At 73.9% G+C, this 19,052-nt stretch carries 15 protein-coding genes and 1 tRNA gene; 11 read left to right on the top strand and 5 right to left on the bottom strand.

The annotated features are described in order from the left end of the window. The first annotated feature begins 287 nt into the window (after positions 1 to 287). Positions 288 to 1,019 carry a hypothetical protein gene (locus CLV63_RS14885; protein ID WP_146165569.1) on the top strand — a complete coding sequence of 244 codons (732 nt, stop codon included), beginning with the start codon at positions 288 to 290 and terminating at the stop codon, positions 1,017 to 1,019. Positions 1,020 to 1,125: 106 nt separating this feature from the next. On the opposite strand, the gene CLV63_RS14880 is transcribed toward CLV63_RS14885, so the two are convergent. Beyond that, on the bottom strand, positions 1,126 to 1,779 hold the full coding sequence (locus CLV63_RS14880) for a GntR family transcriptional regulator (RefSeq protein WP_106583788.1): 654 nt from the start codon (positions 1,777 to 1,779) through the stop codon (positions 1,126 to 1,128). Between the two features lie 266 nt (positions 1,780 to 2,045). On the opposite strand from CLV63_RS14880, the gene CLV63_RS14875 reads away from it, so the two are divergent. From CLV63_RS14875 to CLV63_RS14855, 5 genes are all read left to right on the top strand, one after another. Next, positions 2,046 to 3,272 carry an NRAMP family divalent metal transporter gene (locus CLV63_RS14875; protein ID WP_106583620.1) on the top strand — a complete coding sequence of 409 codons (1,227 nt, stop codon included), beginning with the start codon at positions 2,046 to 2,048 and terminating at the stop codon, positions 3,270 to 3,272. A 52-nt stretch (positions 3,273 to 3,324) separates the two neighbouring features. Continuing rightward, positions 3,325 to 4,098, top strand: a complete 774-nt coding sequence (locus CLV63_RS14870) for a LamB/YcsF family protein (RefSeq protein ID WP_245928831.1) — start codon at positions 3,325 to 3,327, stop codon at positions 4,096 to 4,098. 173 nt (positions 4,099 to 4,271) lie between these two features. Next, the gene (locus tag CLV63_RS14865; protein WP_106583619.1) at positions 4,272 to 4,883 is read left to right on the top strand and encodes a 5-oxoprolinase subunit B family protein; all 612 of its coding nucleotides are present in this window, start codon (positions 4,272 to 4,274) and stop codon (positions 4,881 to 4,883) included. Between the two features lie 32 nt (positions 4,884 to 4,915). Then, a complete protein-coding gene (locus CLV63_RS14860; protein ID WP_106583786.1) occupies positions 4,916 to 5,869 on the top strand; it encodes a 5-oxoprolinase subunit C family protein in 954 nt (317 codons plus the stop codon). After that, positions 5,866 to 6,666 carry a putative hydro-lyase gene (locus CLV63_RS14855; protein WP_106583618.1) on the top strand — a complete coding sequence of 267 codons (801 nt, stop codon included), beginning with the start codon at positions 5,866 to 5,868 and terminating at the stop codon, positions 6,664 to 6,666. Before CLV63_RS14860 ends, CLV63_RS14855 begins: the two co-directional genes overlap by 4 nt. 2 nt (positions 6,667 to 6,668) lie before the next feature. Here the strand turns inward: CLV63_RS14855 and CLV63_RS14850 are convergent, their stop codons facing one another. Next, complete coding sequence (locus CLV63_RS14850; RefSeq protein WP_106583617.1) at positions 6,669 to 8,438, bottom strand: alkaline phosphatase D family protein; 1,770 nt, start codon at positions 8,436 to 8,438, stop codon at positions 6,669 to 6,671. A 195-nt stretch (positions 8,439 to 8,633) separates the two neighbouring features. Here CLV63_RS14850 and CLV63_RS14845 point away from each other — a divergent pair, with 195 nt between their 5' ends. From CLV63_RS14845 to CLV63_RS14825, 5 genes are all read left to right on the top strand, one after another. Then, entirely contained in the window at positions 8,634 to 9,053 is a 420-nt protein-coding gene (locus tag CLV63_RS14845) for a secondary thiamine-phosphate synthase enzyme YjbQ (protein ID WP_106583616.1), read from the top strand. Between the two features lie 164 nt (positions 9,054 to 9,217). Further along, positions 9,218 to 9,649, top strand: coding sequence for a DUF3052 domain-containing protein (locus CLV63_RS14840; RefSeq protein ID WP_106583615.1), 432 nt, complete (start codon positions 9,218 to 9,220; stop codon positions 9,647 to 9,649). Between the two features lie 343 nt (positions 9,650 to 9,992). Beyond that, positions 9,993 to 10,334, top strand: coding sequence for a hypothetical protein (locus CLV63_RS14835; protein WP_106583614.1), 342 nt, complete (start codon positions 9,993 to 9,995; stop codon positions 10,332 to 10,334). A 26-nt stretch (positions 10,335 to 10,360) separates the two neighbouring features. Beyond that, positions 10,361 to 10,434 (top strand) — tRNA-Val (locus CLV63_RS14830). A gap of 73 nt (positions 10,435 to 10,507) precedes the next feature. Beyond that, entirely contained in the window at positions 10,508 to 11,509 is a 1,002-nt protein-coding gene (locus CLV63_RS14825) for a hypothetical protein (RefSeq protein ID WP_146165568.1), read from the top strand. Between the two features lie 21 nt (positions 11,510 to 11,530). Here the strand turns inward: CLV63_RS14825 and CLV63_RS14820 are convergent, their stop codons facing one another. From CLV63_RS14820 to CLV63_RS14810, 3 genes are all read right to left on the bottom strand, one after another. Continuing rightward, a complete protein-coding gene (locus CLV63_RS14820) occupies positions 11,531 to 13,558 on the bottom strand; it encodes a CocE/NonD family hydrolase (protein ID WP_106583612.1) in 2,028 nt (675 codons plus the stop codon). 64 nt (positions 13,559 to 13,622) lie between these two features. Then, complete coding sequence (locus CLV63_RS14815; RefSeq protein ID WP_106583611.1) at positions 13,623 to 14,912, bottom strand: ATP-grasp domain-containing protein; 1,290 nt, start codon at positions 14,910 to 14,912, stop codon at positions 13,623 to 13,625. Positions 14,913 to 15,021: 109 nt separating this feature from the next. After that, on the bottom strand, positions 15,022 to 19,052 hold a 4,031-nt coding region (locus tag CLV63_RS14810; protein ID WP_146165567.1), incomplete at its 5' end, for an SDR family NAD(P)-dependent oxidoreductase.

The raw sequence follows: 19,052 nt of genomic DNA, 5'->3' as shown, positions 1-19,052 counted from the left end.
TACCGGTACGATCTTTGTGACCGATCCATCACGAAACGTGTTCGTCCGGTTCTGTTCCGATATACGGGGAACGGTCGGTTGCAGCGGATTGAGCGGATTGACAGGACCCGGAGGGCGGCTCCGGGGCCATCGCGGAGGCGCGTGCAGCGCAGAGGGTAGGGGGTGCCGAGACAGTGACCGGCGAGACGAAGAAGACACTGTTCCAGCGACTGGCTGACGCGACGAATCAGCCTACGGAGGCTGGTCAGTTGCGACGCCGGGCCCTGTTCTGCCTACCCTTGCCGCTGGTGCTGCTCGGCGCGGCGGCGCTGTTCACCGGGGGTGGACTGGCCGCGCCCGGGTGGCTCATCGTGGTCTCCGGATCCGTGGCGGTGGGCACCCTGCTGCTGGCGCTCATCGTGCAGCCCACCCCGCTGCCCGAGGGCCTGTCGGCCGAGGCGTCGGTGCGGCGGTCGCTGCACCGGTTCCGGCAGTTCACCAGCCTGCGCCTGTGGCTGGCCATCACCGCGCTCGCCGTCGGGTTCGGGGCCTCCATCGCCGGCGGCGGCCTCTTCCCGCTGCTCGGCGCCATGGTGCTGGCCTGGCCGCAGGTCCTGCTCGCGCTGCCGACCTTCCGTTCGGTGACCAAGGCGCGCCGCGCAATGGAGGCGTGGGGCACCAACGCCTACCTGTGGGCGGGGCTGTCGCAGCCCGCCCCGGTCGAGTGGCCCATCATCACCCGCGCCGCCGCCTACTACCGCGCCCGCAAGCAGCGTGCCGCCGCCGCGGCCGAGGCGCCCGCAGCCGCCACCGCCGAGAGCGGCGAGCAGGACGACGCCGCGCCCGCGCGCCCGGCCTACGACCTGCCCGACCGCTGGGCGGTCGCCGGTACCGAGGCCAAGCTGCACCCCGACGGTCTCATCCCCGGATTCCCGTCGTCGCCGCGCTCGGCCCGCCCGTTGGTCCGCCAGCGCGGCCCGGCGCGCCCCGGCCCGCGCCAGCCGCGCCCGGCCAACCGCCGGTCGAAGGCGAAGAACTAGCAGGGAAGAAAACCGGCAGGACCGGCAGCACCGGCCGGTACCGATCCGTGCTCCCCGCGCCTTGCGACAGGGCGGGGAGCACGGCCGTTTCAGCGGGGGGCCGCGCTCACCCGGGCGCGTCCGGTCCGGCGGGGCCGCCGCGGTCGTAGGCCTCGAGGAGCTGGCGCTCGGCGATGTCGAAGTACGCGGCCAGCGCCGCCTCGGCGTCCTCGGTCCGGCCGGCGCTGAGAAGGTCGCTGATGCGGCGGTTGGAGGTCAGGTAGGGCGCGTGGAACTCGCGCGGCGCCTTCATGATGTGGAAGACCAGCCGCATCTCCGCGAGGAGCTGGCGCATGATCTCGTCGGCGCGCCTGCTGCCCGCGAGCGCCGTGATGGCCTCGTGGAAGCGCATGTTCGCCGTGCCGATGCCCCACCAGTCCTCGCCGCCGAGGGCCTGCTCGCCCTCGGTCACCGCGGCGGCGACGGCGTCGATGCCGGAGCGGGGGGCGCCGGAGGCGCCGCGGACCGCCGACAGCTCCAGCGCCCTGCGCACCCGGTAGAGGTCGGCGACGTCGTCGGCGGAGGGCTGGGCGACGAACACGCCGCGGTGGAACTGGTGGACGACCAGGCGCTCGTGGCCGAGTAGCCGGAACGCCTCGCGCAGTGTGTTGCGGGAGACCTCCAGGATCTCGCCGATCTTCTCCTCGCGCAGGCGCTGCCCCGGCTCGAACGTGCCCTCGAAGATCTGGCCGCGGAGCACGTCGGCGACCCACTCGATCATGCTCGACCGCTCGCCGGTCGCGCGGGCCTTCGCGAGCCTGTCGACCCACTCCTCGGTGTCTTGCGTCACGCCCGGTTCAGCCCCGTTTCCCGCCGGTTCTGGGGGCTCTTGGACCGCACTGTCCCCATCACCTCATTGTGTCCGATCCCGGAAGGGCCGGCGTCATCGGCGTCCGATTGTGGTCATGTCCTATTGACACCTTGTCAGATTGTTGAACAATTAGCTGTGATGCTGGTCTCTGACCCCTCCGCGAAGCGAGGACCACCATGACCGACGCTCCGACCACCACCCGGCCGCGCGCCAGAGGCGTCCTCCTCGGCGCCATGTTCCTGATGGCGACCAGCGCCATCGGCCCCGGCTTCATCACCCAGACCACGACCTTCACCGCCCAGCTCGGGGCCGCGTTCGCCTTCGCGATCCTGATCTCGATCCTCGTCGACGTCGCCGTGCAGCTGAACCTGTGGCGGGTCATCGGCGTCGCCGGGGTCCGCGCCCAGACCCTCGCCAACCACGTCTTGCCCGGCGCCGGGTACGTGCTGGCTGCGCTCATCGTCTTCGGCGGGCTCGTCTTCAACGTCGGCAACGTCGCGGGGACCGGCCTGGGCCTCGACGCGATGGCGGGCGTCGACGTCAAGATCGGCGGGGCGGTGTCCGCGGCGCTCGCCGTCGCGATCTTCCTGATCCGGCGGGCCGGCGTGGCGATGGACCGCATCCTCGTCGTCCTCGGCATGCTGATGATCGCCCTCACCTGCTACGTCGCCATCGTGTCCGGGCCGCCGGTCGGCGAGGCGCTGCGCCAGTCGGTGGTGCCCGACCGGGTCGGCTCCGACGGGTTCGTCGCGATCGTCACCATCATCGGCGGCACCGTCGGCGGCTACATCACCTACGCCGGGGCGCACCGCCTGGTCGACGCCGGGGTCAAGGGGCCCGAGCGCGTACGCGAGATCTCCCGCGCCTCCGTCACCGGGGTCATCGTCACCGGTGTCATGCGGGTCCTGCTCTTCCTCGCCGTCCTGGGCGTCGTCACCGGCGGGGTCGACGTCATGGCCTCCGACAACCCGCCCGCCGCCGCGTTCCAGGCCGCGGCGGGAGAGGTCGGCCTGCGGCTCTTCGGCGTGGTCATGTGGGCCGCCGCCATCAGCTCCGTGATCGGCGCGTCCTACACCTCCATCTCGTTCATCGCGACGTTCTCCCCGTGGCTGAACCGCAACCGCAACTGGCTCGTCGCGGGGTTCATCGCCCTGTCGGCGGCGATCTACCTGCTCATCGACCAGCCCCCGGCCACACTCCTCGTGCTCGCGGGGGCGCTCAACGGCGTCATTCTGCCGGTCGGCGTCGGCATCATGCTGTGGGTCGCGGCCGTGCGCTGGCGCGACCTGCTGAACGGCTACCGGTACCCGAAGTGGCTGCTCGCCATCGGCGTCGCGGGGTGGCTGGTCAGCATCTTCATCGCCGTGCAGGCCATGTCGGGCATCCAGGACCTGTGGGGCTGACCGGGTAGGGGCACCACGACCACGCGGGACAACGGCACACCAGGAGGCACACGTGCACAGCGAAACGGCGGGCATCGACCTCAACTCCGACCTGGGGGAGAGCTTCGGGCGCTGGACGCTCGGCGACGACGACGCGCTGCTGTCCATCGTCACCAGCGCCAACGTCGCCTGCGGGTTCCACGCGGGCGACCCGACGGTGCTGCGCACCACCTGCGAGGCCGCGGTGCGGCACGGCGTCGCCATCGGCGCCCAGGTCGGCTACCGCGACCTCGCGGGCTTCGGGCGGCGCTTCATCGACGTCCCGCCCGAGGACCTGACCAACGACGTCATATACCAGATCGGCGCGCTCGACGCGTTCGCGCGCGTCGCCGGCGACCGGGTCCGCTACCTCAAACCGCACGGCGCGCTGTACAACGCGATCGTGACCCACGAGGAGCAGGCGGCGGCCGTCGTCGAGGCGGTGCTGCGCTACGACCCCGCGCTGCCCGTCCTCGGCCTGCCCGGGTCGGCCTGGCTGCGGCGGGCCGCCGACGCGGGGCTCACCACGGTCGGCGAGGCGTTCGCCGACCGCGCCTACACACCCGAGGGCACCCTCGTGTCGCGCCGGGAACCCGGAGCGGTGCTGCACGACCCCGACGACGTGGCCCGGCGCTGCCTGAGCATGGCGCGGGGCGAAGGGGTGACCGCGATCGACGGCAGCACGGTCGCGGTGCGCGCCGAGTCCATCTGCGTCCACGGCGACAGCCCCGGCGCGGTGCGCATGGCCGCGGCGGTGGCCGAGCGGCTGCGCGGCGCCGGGATCCGGCTGGGGGCCTTCGTTGGCTGAGCGGCACACCCGGGGCCCCGCCGCCGCCCCGGCCCCCGCGGGCGTGCGGGCCGGCTCACCGGGGGCCCGGCCCGCACTCCCGCCACCGGACTTCCCTGGGGCGCGCACCGGGCCGCGGTACCGGGCCGCCCGGCGCGCGACTCCGGGGCGACCAACGGGGCAGAGGGAGGGCCATGCGCATCCGTGAGTGCGGCGACGCCGCCATCCTGGTCGAGGTCGACGGCCTCGACCAGGTACTCGACCTCCAGGCGGCCCTCGACGCCGACCCCGTCCCCGGCGTGATCGCCGCGGTGCCCGCCGCGCGCACGGTCCTGCTGCGGCTCGACCCCCGCCGCGCCGGCGCCGCCGCCGCTGCGGCGGCCGCCGTCCGGGCCCTGCCCGCGCGCGCCGGGCGGCGCGCCGAGGCCGAAGAGCTGCGGCTGGCGGTGTCCTACAACGGAGCCGACCTCGGCGCCGTCGCCCGGCACACCGGGCTCACCGAACGCGAGGTCGTCGCCGCGCACACCGCGACGCCGTGGACCGTCGCGTTCTGCGGGTTCATGCCCGGATTCGGCTACCTCGCGGGCGGCGACCCCCGGCTGCGCGTGCCGCGCCGCGAGGAGTCCCGCACCCGGGTCCCCGCCGGCGCCGTCGGGCTCGCCGGGGAGTTCACCGGGGTGTACCCGCGCAGCTCCCCGGGCGGCTGGCAGCTCATCGGCCACACCGACGCCGCCGTCTGGGACCTCGACAGGGAACCGCCCGGCCTGCTCAGACCGGGCGTGCGAGTACGGTTCGAACAGGTGTGAGCAGCGTGAACGTACAGATCGCGAACGTACGGATGGGGAACCGCGTGCCCGACCACCGCGCGGCCGAGACCCGGCACGGCGTCGACGTGCTGGCCACCGGGCCGCTGGCGACCGTCCAGGACTCCGGGCGCTGGGGCTACGCTGCGCTGGGAATCGGCGCCTCAGGGGCCGCGGACCGGCGCTCCTACGCCTTCGCCAACCGGCTGGTCGCCAACGCCCCCGGCGCCGCCGCGCTGGAGGTCACACTGGGCGGCCTGCGGGTCCGCGCGCGCGGCACCCTCACCGTCGCCGTCACCGGCGCGCCCTGCCCGGTGCTGGTCGACGGGCGCGGCGGGGCGTGCGACAGCGTCCTGACCCTGCCAGACGGCGCCGAACTGCGACTCGGCACCCCGCCCACCGGCCTGCGCAGCTACCTCGCCGTGCGCGGCGGGATCGCCGCCGACCCGGTCCTCGGGTCCCGCAGCACCGACACCCTCTCCGGGCTCGGCCCGCCGGTCCTGCGCGCGGGCGACGTGCTCGCCGCGGGCCCGGCGCCCGCCGTGTTCCCCGTGCTCGACCTCGCCCCGGCCCCGGCGCCGCCCGGGGCGGAGGTGCACCTGCGCGTGCTGCCCGGCCCCCGCGACGACTGGTTCACCCCCGAAGCAATGGAAACCCTGCTGACCAGTGCGTTCGAGGTGACACCGCGGACCGACCGGGTCGGCGCGCGGCTCTCCGGGCCGCCGCTGCGGCGGCGGCGCAGCGGCGAACTGCCCAGCGAGGGCATGGTGCCGGGATCCGTGCAGGTCCCGCCCGAGGGCGAACCCGTCCTGTTCCTCGCCGACCACCCGGTCACCGGCGGCTACCCCGTCATCGCCGTGGTGGCGTCGGCCGACCTCCCCGCGGCCGCCCAGGCGCGGCCGGGCACCCGGCTGCGGTTCCGGCACCGCGGCCCCGGCAGCGGCGCCCGGCGCGCCGCGGCACGCGACAACGGACAGGAGCGCCCATGAACGAGCCCGCATCCCCCGCCGACCCCGCCGCGCTCACGCCCGGCGAAGCCCGCGCCCTGTTCCGCGCCGGGCTGCGGGCGCCCACGGCCGGCTACAGCGCCGGGTACACCCAGGCGAACCTCCTCGCGCTACCGCGCGATTTGGCCTTCGACTTCCTGCTGTTCGCGCAGCGCAACCCCAGGTCGTGCCCCGTCCTCGACGTCACCGACCCCGGCGCGGTCGACGCCTCGATCTTCGCCGGCGACCTGCGCACCGACCTGCCCGAGTACCGGGTGTACCGAGACGGCGCGCAGGTCGACGCGCCCGCCGACGTCAGCGACGTGTGGCGGCCCGACCTGGTGGCGTTCCTCATCGGGTGCAGCTTCACCTTCGAGGCGCCGCTGCTGCGCGCCGGCGTCCCGGTGCGCCACATCGAGCAGGGGCGCAACGTCCCGATGTACACGACGAACCGCCCGTGCCGCCCGGCCGGCCGGTTCAGCGGCCCGCTGGTGGTGTCCATGCGGCCCGTCCCGGCCGACCAGGTGGCCGACGCCGTGCGCGTCACCGCCCGGTATCCGTCCGTCCACGGCGCGCCCGTGCACGTGGGCGACCCCGCTGCGCTCGGAATCGGCGACCTCGCCGAACCCGACTTCGGCGACCCGGTCGACGTGCGGCCCGGAGAGGTCCCGCTGTTCTGGGCCTGCGGGGTCACCCCGCAGGCCGCGGTCATGGCGTCGGCCCCGCCGTTCGCCATCGCGCACGCGCCCGGCCACATGGCGGTCACCGACGTCGCCGACACCCGCTACCAGGCGCCGTGACCTCACCCCGTCAACCGGAACTTGGTGAGCCGGCGGATCTTGGGCCGCACCGCCTGCCCGGGCCCCAGCTCCTCCAGGGTGCGCTTCATGATCGGCGAGTGCTCCCACTGCACCTCGGCGTCGCGGCCGTCGAGGGTCACCGTCGCCAGGGCGTTGTCGTACCACGGGCCGTCGTCGACCGCCCAGCGCAGCGCCGGCGGCCGCACACCGGCGCTGCGCGCGATCAGGCGGAACACCAGCCCGGTCACGCTGCGCACCGACACCCACATCAACCGGCGCAGCGTGGGCTGCATCCAGTTGCACGTGGGGGAGCACACCAGCTGCACGATGCGGGTGCGGGCCGCGAGGCGGCGCACCTCGGAGTCGACGGGCAGGGCGCGCGTCAGGTAGGAGAAGTGCACATCGCCGCCGAGGAACAGGATGGTCGCCGGTGCCGCGCCTCGCTCGCCGGAGGCGACCGACAGCACGGAGTCGCCCACGGCCTTGAACGACCGCTGGAACGCCGGCCAGTGCTCCAGGTCGATGCGCTGGCGCAGCCGCTCCGCCGGCCGGCGGGCCAGCCTGCCCCACGCACCCGCGCACACCGCCTCGTTCCACGCCTCCATGTAGTGCACGCCCATCGGCATCAGGAACGGCAGCGTGCTCGCGATCACGAGGTGGTCGACGTCACCCGTCAACTGCTCGTCGAGCCACGCGTAGCCGTCGCCGCCGAGGATGGAGCGCATCGAGTCGTCGGCGACGTCGCGGCTGCACCGGGTGTCCATGACCACGATGCGGTTGCGGCCGATGTCGTAGCGGTAGTTCCACCGGTAGCTCGCGGGGCGGGTGTGCGTCCGCCACGCGAACGCGTCCACGAGCTCCGCGGCGTCGCCGCCGTGCGCGCGGATCTCGGCCAGCACCGGGTCGGCGGCGCGCGCGGCCGGCGACAGGTTGCCCAGGTGCTGGTACACCCAGTACGCGCCGAGCCCCGACGTGACACGCGGCCCCCACCACGGGCGCTCGGCCATCATCCGCTGCCAGGCGCCGGAGGTGTTCCAGTCGTCGCGGATGTCGTGGTCGTCGAAGATCATCAAGGTCGGGACGGTCGACATCAGCCAGCGGATGTCGGGGTCGGACCACGCCTGCCGGTACAGCTCGGCGTACTCGTCGTAGAACACCACCTCGTCGGGCGGCGGGCCGGCGTCGCCGTCGCCGGCCTCCTCGCGCCGGGCCTGCACGAAGGCGCGCATGGCCGGCTGGAGTTCGTCGGCGTACACCTGGTCGCCGACCATCAGCAGCAGGTCGGGCTCGCCGCCGCCGAGGTCGCCGCCGGTGCGCTGGACCCCGGCGCCGTCGTCGCCGGCCGCGCGGGAGCCGGGGGAGCGGCGGTCGTCGACCAGCCGCAGCGCGAAGGCGCGCAGCATGTCCACGCCGTAGTGCAGAACAGCGGAGGGGGAGTGGTCGGTGGGCGTGTGGCAGGAGCCGAACACGATCCGCGCCGGGGCCTCGTGGTCGACGGTGCACAGGAGGCTCGGCGGGTACGGCGACGACGGCTCCGGCCACACCACCTCGCCGTCGAGCCGCACCTCGTACGCCACCGCCGAACCGGGGGCGAGGCCCGTCACGTCGCACAGCGCGTAGTGGTGCCCGTGCACGGTGAACGTGTCGGACCACGCGGTCTGCTCACCGGCGATCACCTCGACCCGCCCGGGCGCACCGGTCTCGACCCACACGGTCGCGGTGGTGTCGCTGACGTGTCGAAGCATGGGGCCGAGGCGGAGTCTGGCGCTCACATTCTCTCCTGCTGGGATCGGAGGGCGTGCCGTCCCGCCCGCGCGCCGGGCAGGGGGCCCGCCCGGCGGACGGCGCTTCGAGTATGGCGCCATCGGGCCCCGGGAGCGAGAGGACCCCGTCGCCGCCGCGCTCCGCTGCGATGCCGCGGGGCCGGGGTGGTTGAAAGCAGGCCCCGGCTGGGTACCCGTTGGCGTATGCGGACAAAACTTCTCGACCTGCACACCGGCGGGTCCGAGAGCATCACCGACATCACCCGCCCGTGCGCCGACTTCGTCGCCGAGACCGGCGGCGACGGCCTGCTGAACGTCTTCGTTCCGCACGCCACGGCCGGGGTCGCGATCATCGAACTGGGCGCCGGCTCCGACGACGACCTGCTCGCGGCGCTCGGCGACCTGCTCCCCGCCGACGACCGGTGGCGGCACCGGCACGGCTCGCCCGGGCACGGCCGCTCCCACGTCATGCCGGCGTTCATCGCGCCGTCCATGGTCGTCCCGGTCGTTTCCGGGCGCGTGGAGCTGGGGACATGGCAATCTATCGCCATTGTGGACGTCAATGTTGACAATCCGGACCGTCAGGTGCGGCTGTCGTTCTTGACGGACCCGTCATACGGGTAAGGATGGTAACCGCAGCACCACCCGACGGCGACGCGTTGACGGATCAGCCCCGCAGCGTGTGAACTTAGCCAGCGGGATCGCCCGGACACCCGGGCTGAGAGAGGCCGAGCCGTCCACGACCTGCGGACGGCACCGGCGAAACCGGATTATGGAGGAGGACTTTCGTGAGCGCGACCGCGGGCCAGGCCCAGAGCGAACGTGGCCTGGCCGATCGACTCGGGTTCAAACCGGGTCAGGTGGTGCAGGAGTTCGGCTTCGACGATGACGTTGACGAGCAGCTCCGCACGTCGATCGGCGAATGCACCGGCAACGAGCTGGTCGACGAGGACTTCGGCGACGTCGTCGACGCGGCGCTGCTGTGGTGGCGCGACGACGAGGAGGACGATCTGACCGACGTCCTTGTCGACGTCTCAGCCACGATCGAGGGCGGCGGCGTCCTCCTTGTCCTGACTCCCAAGCCCGGGCGCGACGGCCACGTCGCTCCGAGTGAGGTCTCCGAAGCCGCGACGACCGCCGGGCTTTCGCAGACCAGCGCGGTGAGTGTGGGGGCCGACTGGTCCGGCACACGCCTGGTGATCCCCAAGGGCCAGCGCTGAGCACCGGCCGCCCACCCCCACCGGGTGGGCGGCCCAGCCCCGAGCGGGAACGCCGCCCACCGCACCACGTCGGCCCGGCCCCGCCGCGCGCCACGCCGTTCGCGGGCGGGAACGCCATCCGCAGTGCCGCGGCCCGGAGCCGTCGCGCGCCATCCCGTTCACCCGGCGGCGGCCCGGTACCCGGGCGGATCCGCCGGGTACCGCCTATTGTTGGGGTGCGCCCAACCGCGGCACCGGCGACCCGTGCGGTCGCACGCGCATGCGCGCGGGCGCGACGTCCACCCGCCCCGTCGAGCGCGCGGTCGCGCACGCCTGTGCGCGGGCCCGAGGTGTAAGGAGTCCCATGCCCTGCTACCTGTGCGGGGCGCGCCAGCCCGACCCCGCCGTCGGCGACGGCCAGTGGAAGCGCGGCGTGCGCAGCGAGCGCCAGGTTCTCGTGTGCGCCGAGTGCCAACTCACTCGCGAGTGGAAGGCCGACCTCGACCGGTGCGGCCGCTGCCGCTCCACCTTCCTGCTGTCGCGGCTCGGCGAGGTCGAGTGCCACACCTGCGGCGCGGTCCGCACACACACCGCGCACCGCACCGAGCACCTTGCCGCCGACCCCGCCCTCACCGACGAGGTCGAGCGCGCGCTGGAGCGGGTCCTCGGCGGCCCCGGCCGCCTCGGCGCCGCCCGCGCGCACTGACGAACCGGTACCATTCTCCTCGTCCGGGGCGTGTAGCTCAGTTGGTCAGAGCACTCGGCTTACAACCGAGCGGTCGGAGGTTCGAGTCCTCTCGCGCCCACCCGGGACCACCGCGTATGGGCCCCCTTCCGCCGGGGAGGGGGCCCATACGCTTTTTCCTCCGGGAGCGGCCGATGACGGTGTATGAGCGTGTGGGCGGTGCGGCGGGGTCCGGGCGGGCGCCGCGCTATGGGGCCATGGTGGCGCTCGCCGTCGTCGGTGCGCTCTGGGTTGTGGTGCCCTCCCTGGGTCATATGGGGCTCGTCTGGCTGCTCGACCGGCCGTATGTGCGGGAGATCGGCGACGTGTCGATGGTCGTGGCCGGCGTGCTCGTCCTCGCGGCCCCCTTGATGCTCGCGGCGGTGTGGCCGCTGCGGCGGCTGGGTGTGCGCCGCCCGTGGGCGGTCGCGGCGGCCGGGCTCCCGCTGGCCGGGTCGGCGGTCGGCACCGCGGGCTTCGTCCTCATGGGCCTCGTGCCCTTCGGGCTGCGCCAGGTGCTCGAACCGGTGCTGGTCCTGGTGCTGCTGCCCCTGGCCTGCGCCGCCGCGTTCTGCGGCGTGGTCATCCGCGCCGCGCTGGGCGGGCGGCTGCGGGCAGTCGCCGCGGTCAGCGGTCTGGTGCTCGCGGCCTCCCTCGTCTGGGTGCCCGCGACGGCGGCGGTGGAGAACCGGGCCGAGGCGCGGGCGGACTTCGAGGCGCTCGGGGCGGTCGCCGTCCTCGACGATCCAGAGTGGCGCAGGATGAGCGTCGCAACGGGCGGTGGCGACGAGCTCACCGTCACCTACCGGCACGCCCGCGACTCCGACCGGGTGCTGGCGCTGGAGACGGGTGAGGGCGCGGCGGCCGAGGGCCTCGACGACCCCTGCGGCGGCTACGACGCCGAGGTCACGTGCGAACGGAAGGGCCGGTACACCGTCAGGACGATGGACTCCGGGCCGCAGCTGATCGCCGCCCGCGGTGGGGACTCCTACACCGTGGTCGCGGCGCCCACCTGGCTGCCCGACGCGCGCACCGCCGACCTCCTCGACGCGGCCGCCCACCTGCGGGCACCCACCCGCGGCGAACGGGCGGCACTGCGCGAGGAGGCCCTGTCGAAGGCGGTCTGGGACACGTTCCCGGTGACCGCAGGCTCCTGAGCGGCACCGGGACGCTGAGCCTCAGACGTGGTCGCGTGGGATCGAGGCGGTGAACTCGTGGGAGACCAGGCGCTCCTCGCCCTCGTGGGCGTCGAGGGTGGCGTGCAGGTGGAACGCGTCGGGGGTGGCGGTGAGCACCGTCCGGGTGCGGGTGGTCGCCTCCCAGTCGCCGCGCGCGAACCGCATCGTCCACTCCGTCTCGCCCCGCGGGGAGTCGAAGTCGTCGCCGACCCAGCTGTAGCGCTCCCGCGCCCTGCGGGTCACGTCGAGCCCGATGGCGTCGAAGCGGACCGTCCCCAGGTCCTTGACCACCTCCAGCGCTGAGCGGTACGCCACGAGGTCGCGCGTGACGTCCCACCGCTGCTCGCCCGGCGCGATCTGGGTCGTGGCGATGGGCTCGGTGCCCTCGGGGTCCTCGAACGGCGCGACGGGAACGGCGTCGTCGGCCTCCTGCGGCCGCACCGGTAGGTGCAGTCCGCTGTACTCGCCCGTGTACACCGTGAGCAGTACGGGGCGCGGCGGCGGCCACGCCAGCGGCCAGTAGGACGTCGACACCGACACCCGGATCCGGTGCCCGGGCGGGAACGCCTGCGCGACCCCGTTGAGCCGCACCGACACCCGGTAGCGGCGCCCCGGCTCCAGCTCCGCCGGCGACTCGTTGCTCTCGGCGTGGGTGAGGTTGAGCAGCCCGTAGGTCACCCGGGTGGCCATGCCGTCGGGGGCGACGTCGGACAGCCGCACCGCCACCATGGCGACGGGCCGGTCCGCCGACAGCTCCAGGTCGACCACCGGGGCGCCCAGGATCTCGCAGCGCTCGGTGAGCGGGTCGCTGTCGAAGACCATGGACCCGCCGTCCTCCTCGCGCTGGTCGTAGGGCAGGTCGGGCGGCGCGTTGTACGAGCACCACTTGCCGGCGAACTGGCCGACCGACAGCGGCGACTGGAGGCCGATCTCCCGCTCGGGCGGCTCCTCGCCGGCGGCGGCGACCCGGCCGGGCGCGAGCCCGAACCGGTCGCGGCGGATGTGCGGCGGGGGCCAGGACGCCTCGCCGACCCAGCGGCCGGGCCGGTCCTCATAGGCGGTCGACGGCGGGACGCTCTCCTGCATCCAGCTCCGCAGCATCGGGGCGTCCATGACGCCGTTGTCGTCGTCCTTGAGCCAGCGGTCCCACCACCGCACCATCTCCTGGAGGAAGCCGATGGCGGGGCCGGGCTGCCCCAGGTGCGGGTACTTGTGCGACCACGGGCCGACCAGCCCGAGCCGCGGCACGTCCAACCCCTCCAGCAGCCGGAACACCGAGTTGGAGTAGCCGTCGGCCCAGCCGCTCACCGCCATCACGGGCACCTGGATCGCGGTCAGGTCCTCGCACACCGAGCCGTGCTTCCAGTAGTCGTCGCGGCGCTGGTGCCGCAGCCAGGTGTCGAGCCACATCCCGCTGCCGTCCAGGCGCTCGCGCCACATCTCCCGCCAGCGCTCCCCGACGACGGCGGGGTCGGGCGGGCAGGACGTGTACGCGAACATCGTGGCGGCCCAGGAGAGGTTGTCGCCGAGCAGGCAGCCGCCCATGTAGTGCACGTCGTCGGCGTAGCGGTCGTCGGTGGAGGACGCGGTGACGATCGCGCGCAGGCTCGCCGGTTTGCGCGCCGCGACCTGGAGCGCGTTGAAACCGCCCCAGGAGATCCCCATCATCGCGGTCCCGCCGTCGCACCACGGCTGCTCGGCCAGCCACGCGAGGACCTCCTCGGCGTCGGCCAGCTCCTGCTCCAGGTACTCGTCGGTGAGCACCCCCTCGGAGTCCCCGCTGCCGCGCAGGTCGACCCGCGCGCACGCGTAGCCGTGGCCGGCCATGTACGGGTGGTGGATGGAGTCGCGCTGCGCGGTCAGGTCGCGCTGGCGGTAGGGGATGAACTCCAGCACCGCGGGCACCGGGTGGTCGTCGGACGCCGTCGGCCGCCAGATGTGCGCCGCCAGCCGGGTCCCGTCCGACATGGGGATCCGTACGGCGGCGTCCTCGCGGACCGCGTTCGGTAGGGACGTGACGGTGCGCATGGAATGGCGCCTCCTGTCGTTCGGTGGCCTGTCGTTCGGTGGCGTGGTCGGTGCCTTCGGTCGCTCAGGGGCCGACGGCCTCCTCCGTGTCGGCGATCTCGAAGTCCAGCGACTCGGCGCAGGTGCGGTACTTCTCGGTGAGGCCGGCCTCATCGTCGGCGCCGACGAAGATCTGGGCGAGTTCGTAGCTGTAGCTGTCCTGCGCGGGCAGGTCCGAAAGCCGGTCGCCCTGACCGGCGATGAGCTTGACCGTGCTACCCGGGACCGCCTCCTCCAACCGGGCCACGTCGTCAGCGCTGGGCGCACGGCGGACCACGCCGTCCTCGAACCGGCGCAGGAACCACTTCGCCGCGACCTGGTAGGCGCCTTTGCTCTGCATGAGTTCCGGCTCGCGGCCCAGCGCCAGCCGCACCACGCACTCGTGGTTGGGGAGCCCCTCGACGTACTCGAACAGCTTGGCGTGCGACTGGGAGTGCCGGGGGTTGATCTCCAAGAGGACGACGGTGCCGCGCTCGGCGTCGACGAAGAACTCGACGTTGAACGTCACCCAGTTCAGGCCCAGGCGCTTGATCACCCGGCGGGTGATGCCGGTCAACCGCTCCACGACGTCGGCGGGCTGACGGGTCGGGTACCGGTAGCGCAGGAAACTGGACGTGTCCGGGTAGCACTCCGCGTCGATGACCCCGTAGACGTACACCTCACCGGCGTGCACGTAGCCTTCCAGGGTCACCTGGTCGCCCTTTGCCTCCTCCTCCGCGAGGCAGGCCGTGCCGCCCGCCGCCGCGACCCGGTCCGGCAGCGCGACCCGGTCCATGACGAATTCGAACGGTTCACCGATGCGGCCCGCGCCGTCCTTGATCCGGGCGAGGGCGTCGCGGAACCCGGCGTCGTCGGTGACCCGGAACGCCAGTTCGGACGAGAACGCCTTCACGGGCTTCAGCCACAGCGGGTAGGACAGGCCGGGCGGCTTCGCCGTGGTGTCGAAATCGACCTCGGCGAAGCGGGGGTACTCGTCGATGACCTCCTGCTGCGCCAACCGGCTCCAGTACTTGTGCTCGCACGCGACGACCGACTCCAGCGGCGCGGCGGGCAGCCCGCGCTCGGCGCACAGGATCGGCACCATGGAGCTCACGGGGAAGTCCCAGTAGCCGATGATCGCGTCGACGGAGCCGGGGAAGGCGTCGAGTTGGGCCCGGGCACGGTCGAGCAGCGCCGTCATGTCGAGCTCGGCCCGGTCCTGCATGTCCTGCACGTCCAGCAGCGGGTGGAAGCGGTAGTCGCGCAGATGGGGGATCGACTCAAGGGTCTCGCGGTTGTGCTCGTCCAGGCCGAGGATGAAGACGTTCTCGCTCACAAGGGGGCTCCAAAGTGTCCGTCGGGTACTCCCTCCGGCTAACCCGTGATCACCCCCGCCAATCATCCCGAAGGGCCCCGTCCCGCAGAGGAGCCCCGCGAGCCCCCTCCTACTCCTCGGGCGTGTTCACCGCGAGCCACTCGTGCAGTGCGCGGGCCGTGGCCTCGGCGTGCTCCTCCATCATGGTCAGGTGGTCGCCCGGGACCTCCACCGCGACGTGCGGGGCCGCCCACGCGAACCGCCAGTCGCCGGTGTCGTCGGACTCGGCACCCGTGGTCCCGGTGCCCGTGCGGAACCGCTCCGAGGGGCGCACCAGGACAGTGGGCGCGGCAAGGGGCCCTGGACGCCACTGCGCGAAGAGCCGGAAGTAGGCGCCCATCGCTGTGACACGGGAGGGGGTCATCAGCGCGAACTCCGACTCGCGGTCGACCACCCCTGTTTCGATGATCGGCAGCGTGGTCGCGTCATCGGGCATCGGGGTGTCGATGAGGGCCACGGCGCGCGGGCCGGCGCCGAGGCGTTCGAGGCGCTCGGCGACCGCGTGCGCGATCCAGCCGCCGGAAGAGCGGCCGACGAGGACGAACGGGTCGTCGCCCGAGGTGCGCCGGACGGCGTCGGCCTGGAGCGCGATCACCGCCTCGGCCTCGGCGGGCAGGCTCTCGCCCGGGGCGAAGCCCGGTTCGAGCAGCACGGTGAGGTCGCGCAGTTCGCGCAGGCCGGCGGCGAACCGCGCGTACTCCTGCGCACCGGAGACCATCACCAGCGACGGGAAGGCGATGAGAGCCGGCCGGGCGGGACCCCTGCTGAGCTGGAGCGGCGACGCCGGCGGGCCGAACTCCGCCGCCGTCGCGAACGTGGGCCGCAGGTCGGCGGCCGCCTGGACCAGCCGGATGCCGCCGTCGATCCGGCCTTGGCGGCACGACTCGCGGAACAGGTCGACGATGCTGCCGCTCTCACCGGAGCCTGTCCCCGCATCCGGCCGCGCACCTCCGGCGGGCGCCGGCGGCGCGTCGCCCCCTGGCGCGGGTTCGGTCCCGGTGGACGGTGGGACGACCACGGTCCGCAGGTACCGGGCGAGCGCGGTCGGCGAGGGGTGGTCGAAGACGAGGGCGGCGGGCAGCCGCAGCCCGGTGACGCTGTTGAGGCGGTTGCGGAACTCCACAGCGGTGAGCGAGTCGAATCCGAGTTCCAGGAATTCGCGCCCGGGGTCGATCCCGCTGCCGGACGCGTGGCCGAGGACGTCGGCCGCGTGCTCGCGCACCACGTCGACCAGGACCTGCTCGGCCTCTGTGGCGGGCAGCCCGGCGAGGCGCTGCGCGAGGGCGGGGCCGTCGGCGGTGTCGGCAGCCCGCCGCCTGGGGGCGCGTACGAGTCCGCGCAGCAGGGACGGTACGGTCCCGCTCTTGGCCGCGTCCGCCCGCACCGCGGAGAGGTCAAGCGGCAGCGGCAGGAGGTGCGCGGCGCCGGAACCGATCGCGGTGTCGAGCAGCGACAGCCCTTCTTCCGCGGTCAGCGGCCGCGCCATGCCCATCCGCGCCATACGGTTGAGGTCGGCATCGCCGAGGTGCCCGGTCATCCCGCTGGACTGCGCCCACAGCCCCCAGGCCAAGGAGACGGCCGGCTCGCCGCAGGCGATCCGGTGGTGCGCCAGCGCGTCGAGGAAGGTGTTCGCCGCGGCGTAGTTGGCCTGCCCCGGGCCGCCGACCGTGCCCGCGGCGGAGGAGAACAGCAGGAACGCCGAGAGGTCGGACGTGAGTTCGTGCAGGTTGAGTGCTGCGTCGATCTTCGGGCGCATGACCCGGTCGAACCGCTCGGGTGTCAGGGCCGACAGGATGCCGTCGTCGAGCACGCCGGCGATGTGCGCGACAGCGGTCACCGGGCGGTCTGCCGGGACCGCGTCGATGACGCGTTTCAACGCGCCGCGGTCGGCGGCGTCGCACGCCGCGAAGGTCACCCCGGCGCCGAGGCCGGTCAGCTCGGCCTCGAACTCGGCGGTCCCTTCCCCCGCCGCCCCGCGGCGGCTCACGAGGAGCAGGTGCCGCGCCCCGTACCGGGCGGCGAGGTGCCGCGCCACGTGCCGGCCCAGTGTCCCGGTGGCACCGGTGACGAGGACCGTGCCGTCGCCGACCGTCGCGCCGCCCTCCTGCGCAGCAGTGGGCCGCTGTGCGCGTGCCCGCGCGATCCTGGGCGCGCGCAGGACGCCCGAACGCACGGCGACCTGCGGTTCCCCGCTCGCCAGTGCGCCGGTCAGGCGCGACGGCGCGATGTGCGGTTCGTCGATGTCGACGAGGACGAGCCGGTCGGGGTTCTCCGACTGGGCGGCGCGGACCAGTCCCCACAGGGGGGAGTGGACGAGGTCCGGGACGTCCTCCCCGGTGCGGGTCGCGACGGCACCGTGGGTGACGACGGCCAGCCGGGTCGCCGCGAACCGGTCGTCGGCCAGCCACTGCTGGAGGAGGGCGAGGATGCCGTGGGTGGCCGTGTGGATCGCTTCCACCGGTTCGTCCGGGGACATGCGGACGCAGGGCAGCAGCACGGTGGCAGGGACCGGCGCGCCGTCGGCCAGCGCGGCCGCCAGTGCGCCGGGTTCGGGATAGGCGTCGACCTCAAGTCCCGCCTTGTCGAGCGTCGCCGCCAGCCCGAGTGCGTCGGGGCCGAGGACGGCCCAGGTGTCGGCCTGAACCGCATCCCCGGCTGGCGCGGGGAGCTCCGCCCACTCGATGGTGAACAGGTCGTCCTTGCCGGGCCGCGCCGCGCTCGCCAGGTGGTCCCCTGCCGCCGCCCGCAGGGTCAGCGACGCCACCGTGAGGACCGGCGCCCCAGCGGGGTCGGTGGCGTGCAGCGACACGGTGCCCGCCCCCGTGGGGGACACGCGGACCCGCAGGTCGGTGGCCCCGGTGGCGTGCAGGGTGACGCCGCTGTAGGAGAAGGGCAGGCGGAGCGGCTCGGCGGAGGCGCCCTCCCCGGTTCCGGGCTGCGCAACGAGGGCGTGCTGCGCGGCGTCGAGAAGGGCCGGATGGATGCCGTACGCGTCGGCGTCGCCCCGCTGGTCGGCGGGCAGGCGCACTTCGGCGCAGATGTCGTCGCCCACCAGCCACGCGGCCCGCAGCCCTTGGAACGCGGGCCCGTAGTCGTAGCCGCGCTCTGCCAGGTGCGCGTAGGCGCCGTCGGTGGGGACGGGCTCGGCGCCGGGCGGCGGCCACGGTGCGGGGCCGGTCCGTTCCTGCGCAATGGCGGGGGCCATGGCGCCCTCGGCGTTGCGGGTCCACTGGGGGTCGGCCGCGTCGTCGTCGGGTTCGGGGCGGGAGTGGATGTGCAGCGCGCGTTCGCCCGCGCCGTCGGGGGGTTCGACGGTGACGCGGACCTGGACCCTGCCGTCGTCCGGGAGCGCCAGCGGTGCGTTCAGGGTGAGTTCCGCGACGCGCGGGCAGCCCGCCAGTTCGCCCGCGTGCAACGCCAGCTCCAAGAACGCGGTCCCGGGGAGCAGGGGGGTGCCGGTGATGGCATGGTCGGCCAGCCACGGCAGGTCGCGCGTCGAGACCCGGCCGGAGAACCGGTGGCCCTCCCCTTCGACCGGCGGGATCGCGGCTTCCAGGAGGGGGTGGCCGGCCGGGGCGAGCCCTGCGGCGGCGGCATCGCCGGACTCGGGCGTGCCGAGCCAGTAGCGGTGGTGCTCGAAGGCGTACGTGGGCAGGTCGACCGGCCGGGCGTCGGGGACAAGGGAGTCCCAGTCGAGCGGCGCGCCGTTGAGGTGCGCCTGGGCGAGAGAGGCGGCGAACCGGGACGGGCCGGCGTCGTCGCGGCGCAGAGTGGGCAGGGCCACGGCAGTGGCGGAGGCGGCCTCAGCGGTCTGCTCGATGGCATAGGTCAGGACCGGGTGCGGGCTGACCTCGATGAACGTGGTGCAGCCGCTGTCGATGAGCGCGCGGGTCGCCTCGGCGAAGAGGACGGGCTGCCGCAGGTTTGCGTACCAGTACTCGGGTGTGAGGGCGCTGCCGTCGAGGGTGCGGCCGTGCACGGTGGAGTAGAACGGGATGTCGGCGGTGCGGGGGGCGATGCCGGCGAGGGCGGAGCGCAGCTCCGCGCCGAGCGGCTCGACGTGGGGGGAGTGGGAGGCGTAGTCGACGGGGACGGTGCGGG

Origin of the sequence: Murinocardiopsis flavida (genome assembly GCF_003014485.1) — a bacterium.
In the GTDB taxonomy this organism is placed as follows: domain Bacteria; phylum Actinomycetota; class Actinomycetes; order Streptosporangiales; family Streptosporangiaceae; genus Murinocardiopsis; species Murinocardiopsis flavida.
This window is presented reverse-complemented; position numbering and strand designations above follow the sequence as displayed.

What these genes read in the sequence shown, in the direction of transcription:
- CLV63_RS14835 (WP_106583614.1), top strand. Translation starts at nt 9,993, where the DNA reads ATGCCCTGCTACCTGTGCGGGGCGCGCCAGCCCGACCCCGCCGTCGGC.
- CLV63_RS14825 (WP_146165568.1), top strand. Translation starts at nt 10,508, where the DNA reads ATGACGGTGTATGAGCGTGTGGGCGGTGCGGCGGGGTCCGGGCGGGCG.
- CLV63_RS14875 (WP_106583620.1), top strand. Translation starts at nt 2,046, where the DNA reads ATGACCGACGCTCCGACCACCACCCGGCCGCGCGCCAGAGGCGTCCTC.
- CLV63_RS14860 (WP_106583786.1), top strand. Translation starts at nt 4,916, where the DNA reads ATGGGGAACCGCGTGCCCGACCACCGCGCGGCCGAGACCCGGCACGGC.
- CLV63_RS14820 (WP_106583612.1), bottom strand. Translation starts at nt 13,558, where the DNA reads ATGCGCACCGTCACGTCCCTACCGAACGCGGTCCGCGAGGACGCCGCC.
- CLV63_RS14880 (WP_106583788.1), bottom strand. Translation starts at nt 1,779, where the DNA reads ATGATCGAGTGGGTCGCCGACGTGCTCCGCGGCCAGATCTTCGAGGGC.
- CLV63_RS14845 (WP_106583616.1), top strand. Translation starts at nt 8,634, where the DNA reads ATGCGGACAAAACTTCTCGACCTGCACACCGGCGGGTCCGAGAGCATC.
- CLV63_RS14855 (WP_106583618.1), top strand. Translation starts at nt 5,866, where the DNA reads ATGAACGAGCCCGCATCCCCCGCCGACCCCGCCGCGCTCACGCCCGGC.
- CLV63_RS14865 (WP_106583619.1), top strand. Translation starts at nt 4,272, where the DNA reads ATGCGCATCCGTGAGTGCGGCGACGCCGCCATCCTGGTCGAGGTCGAC.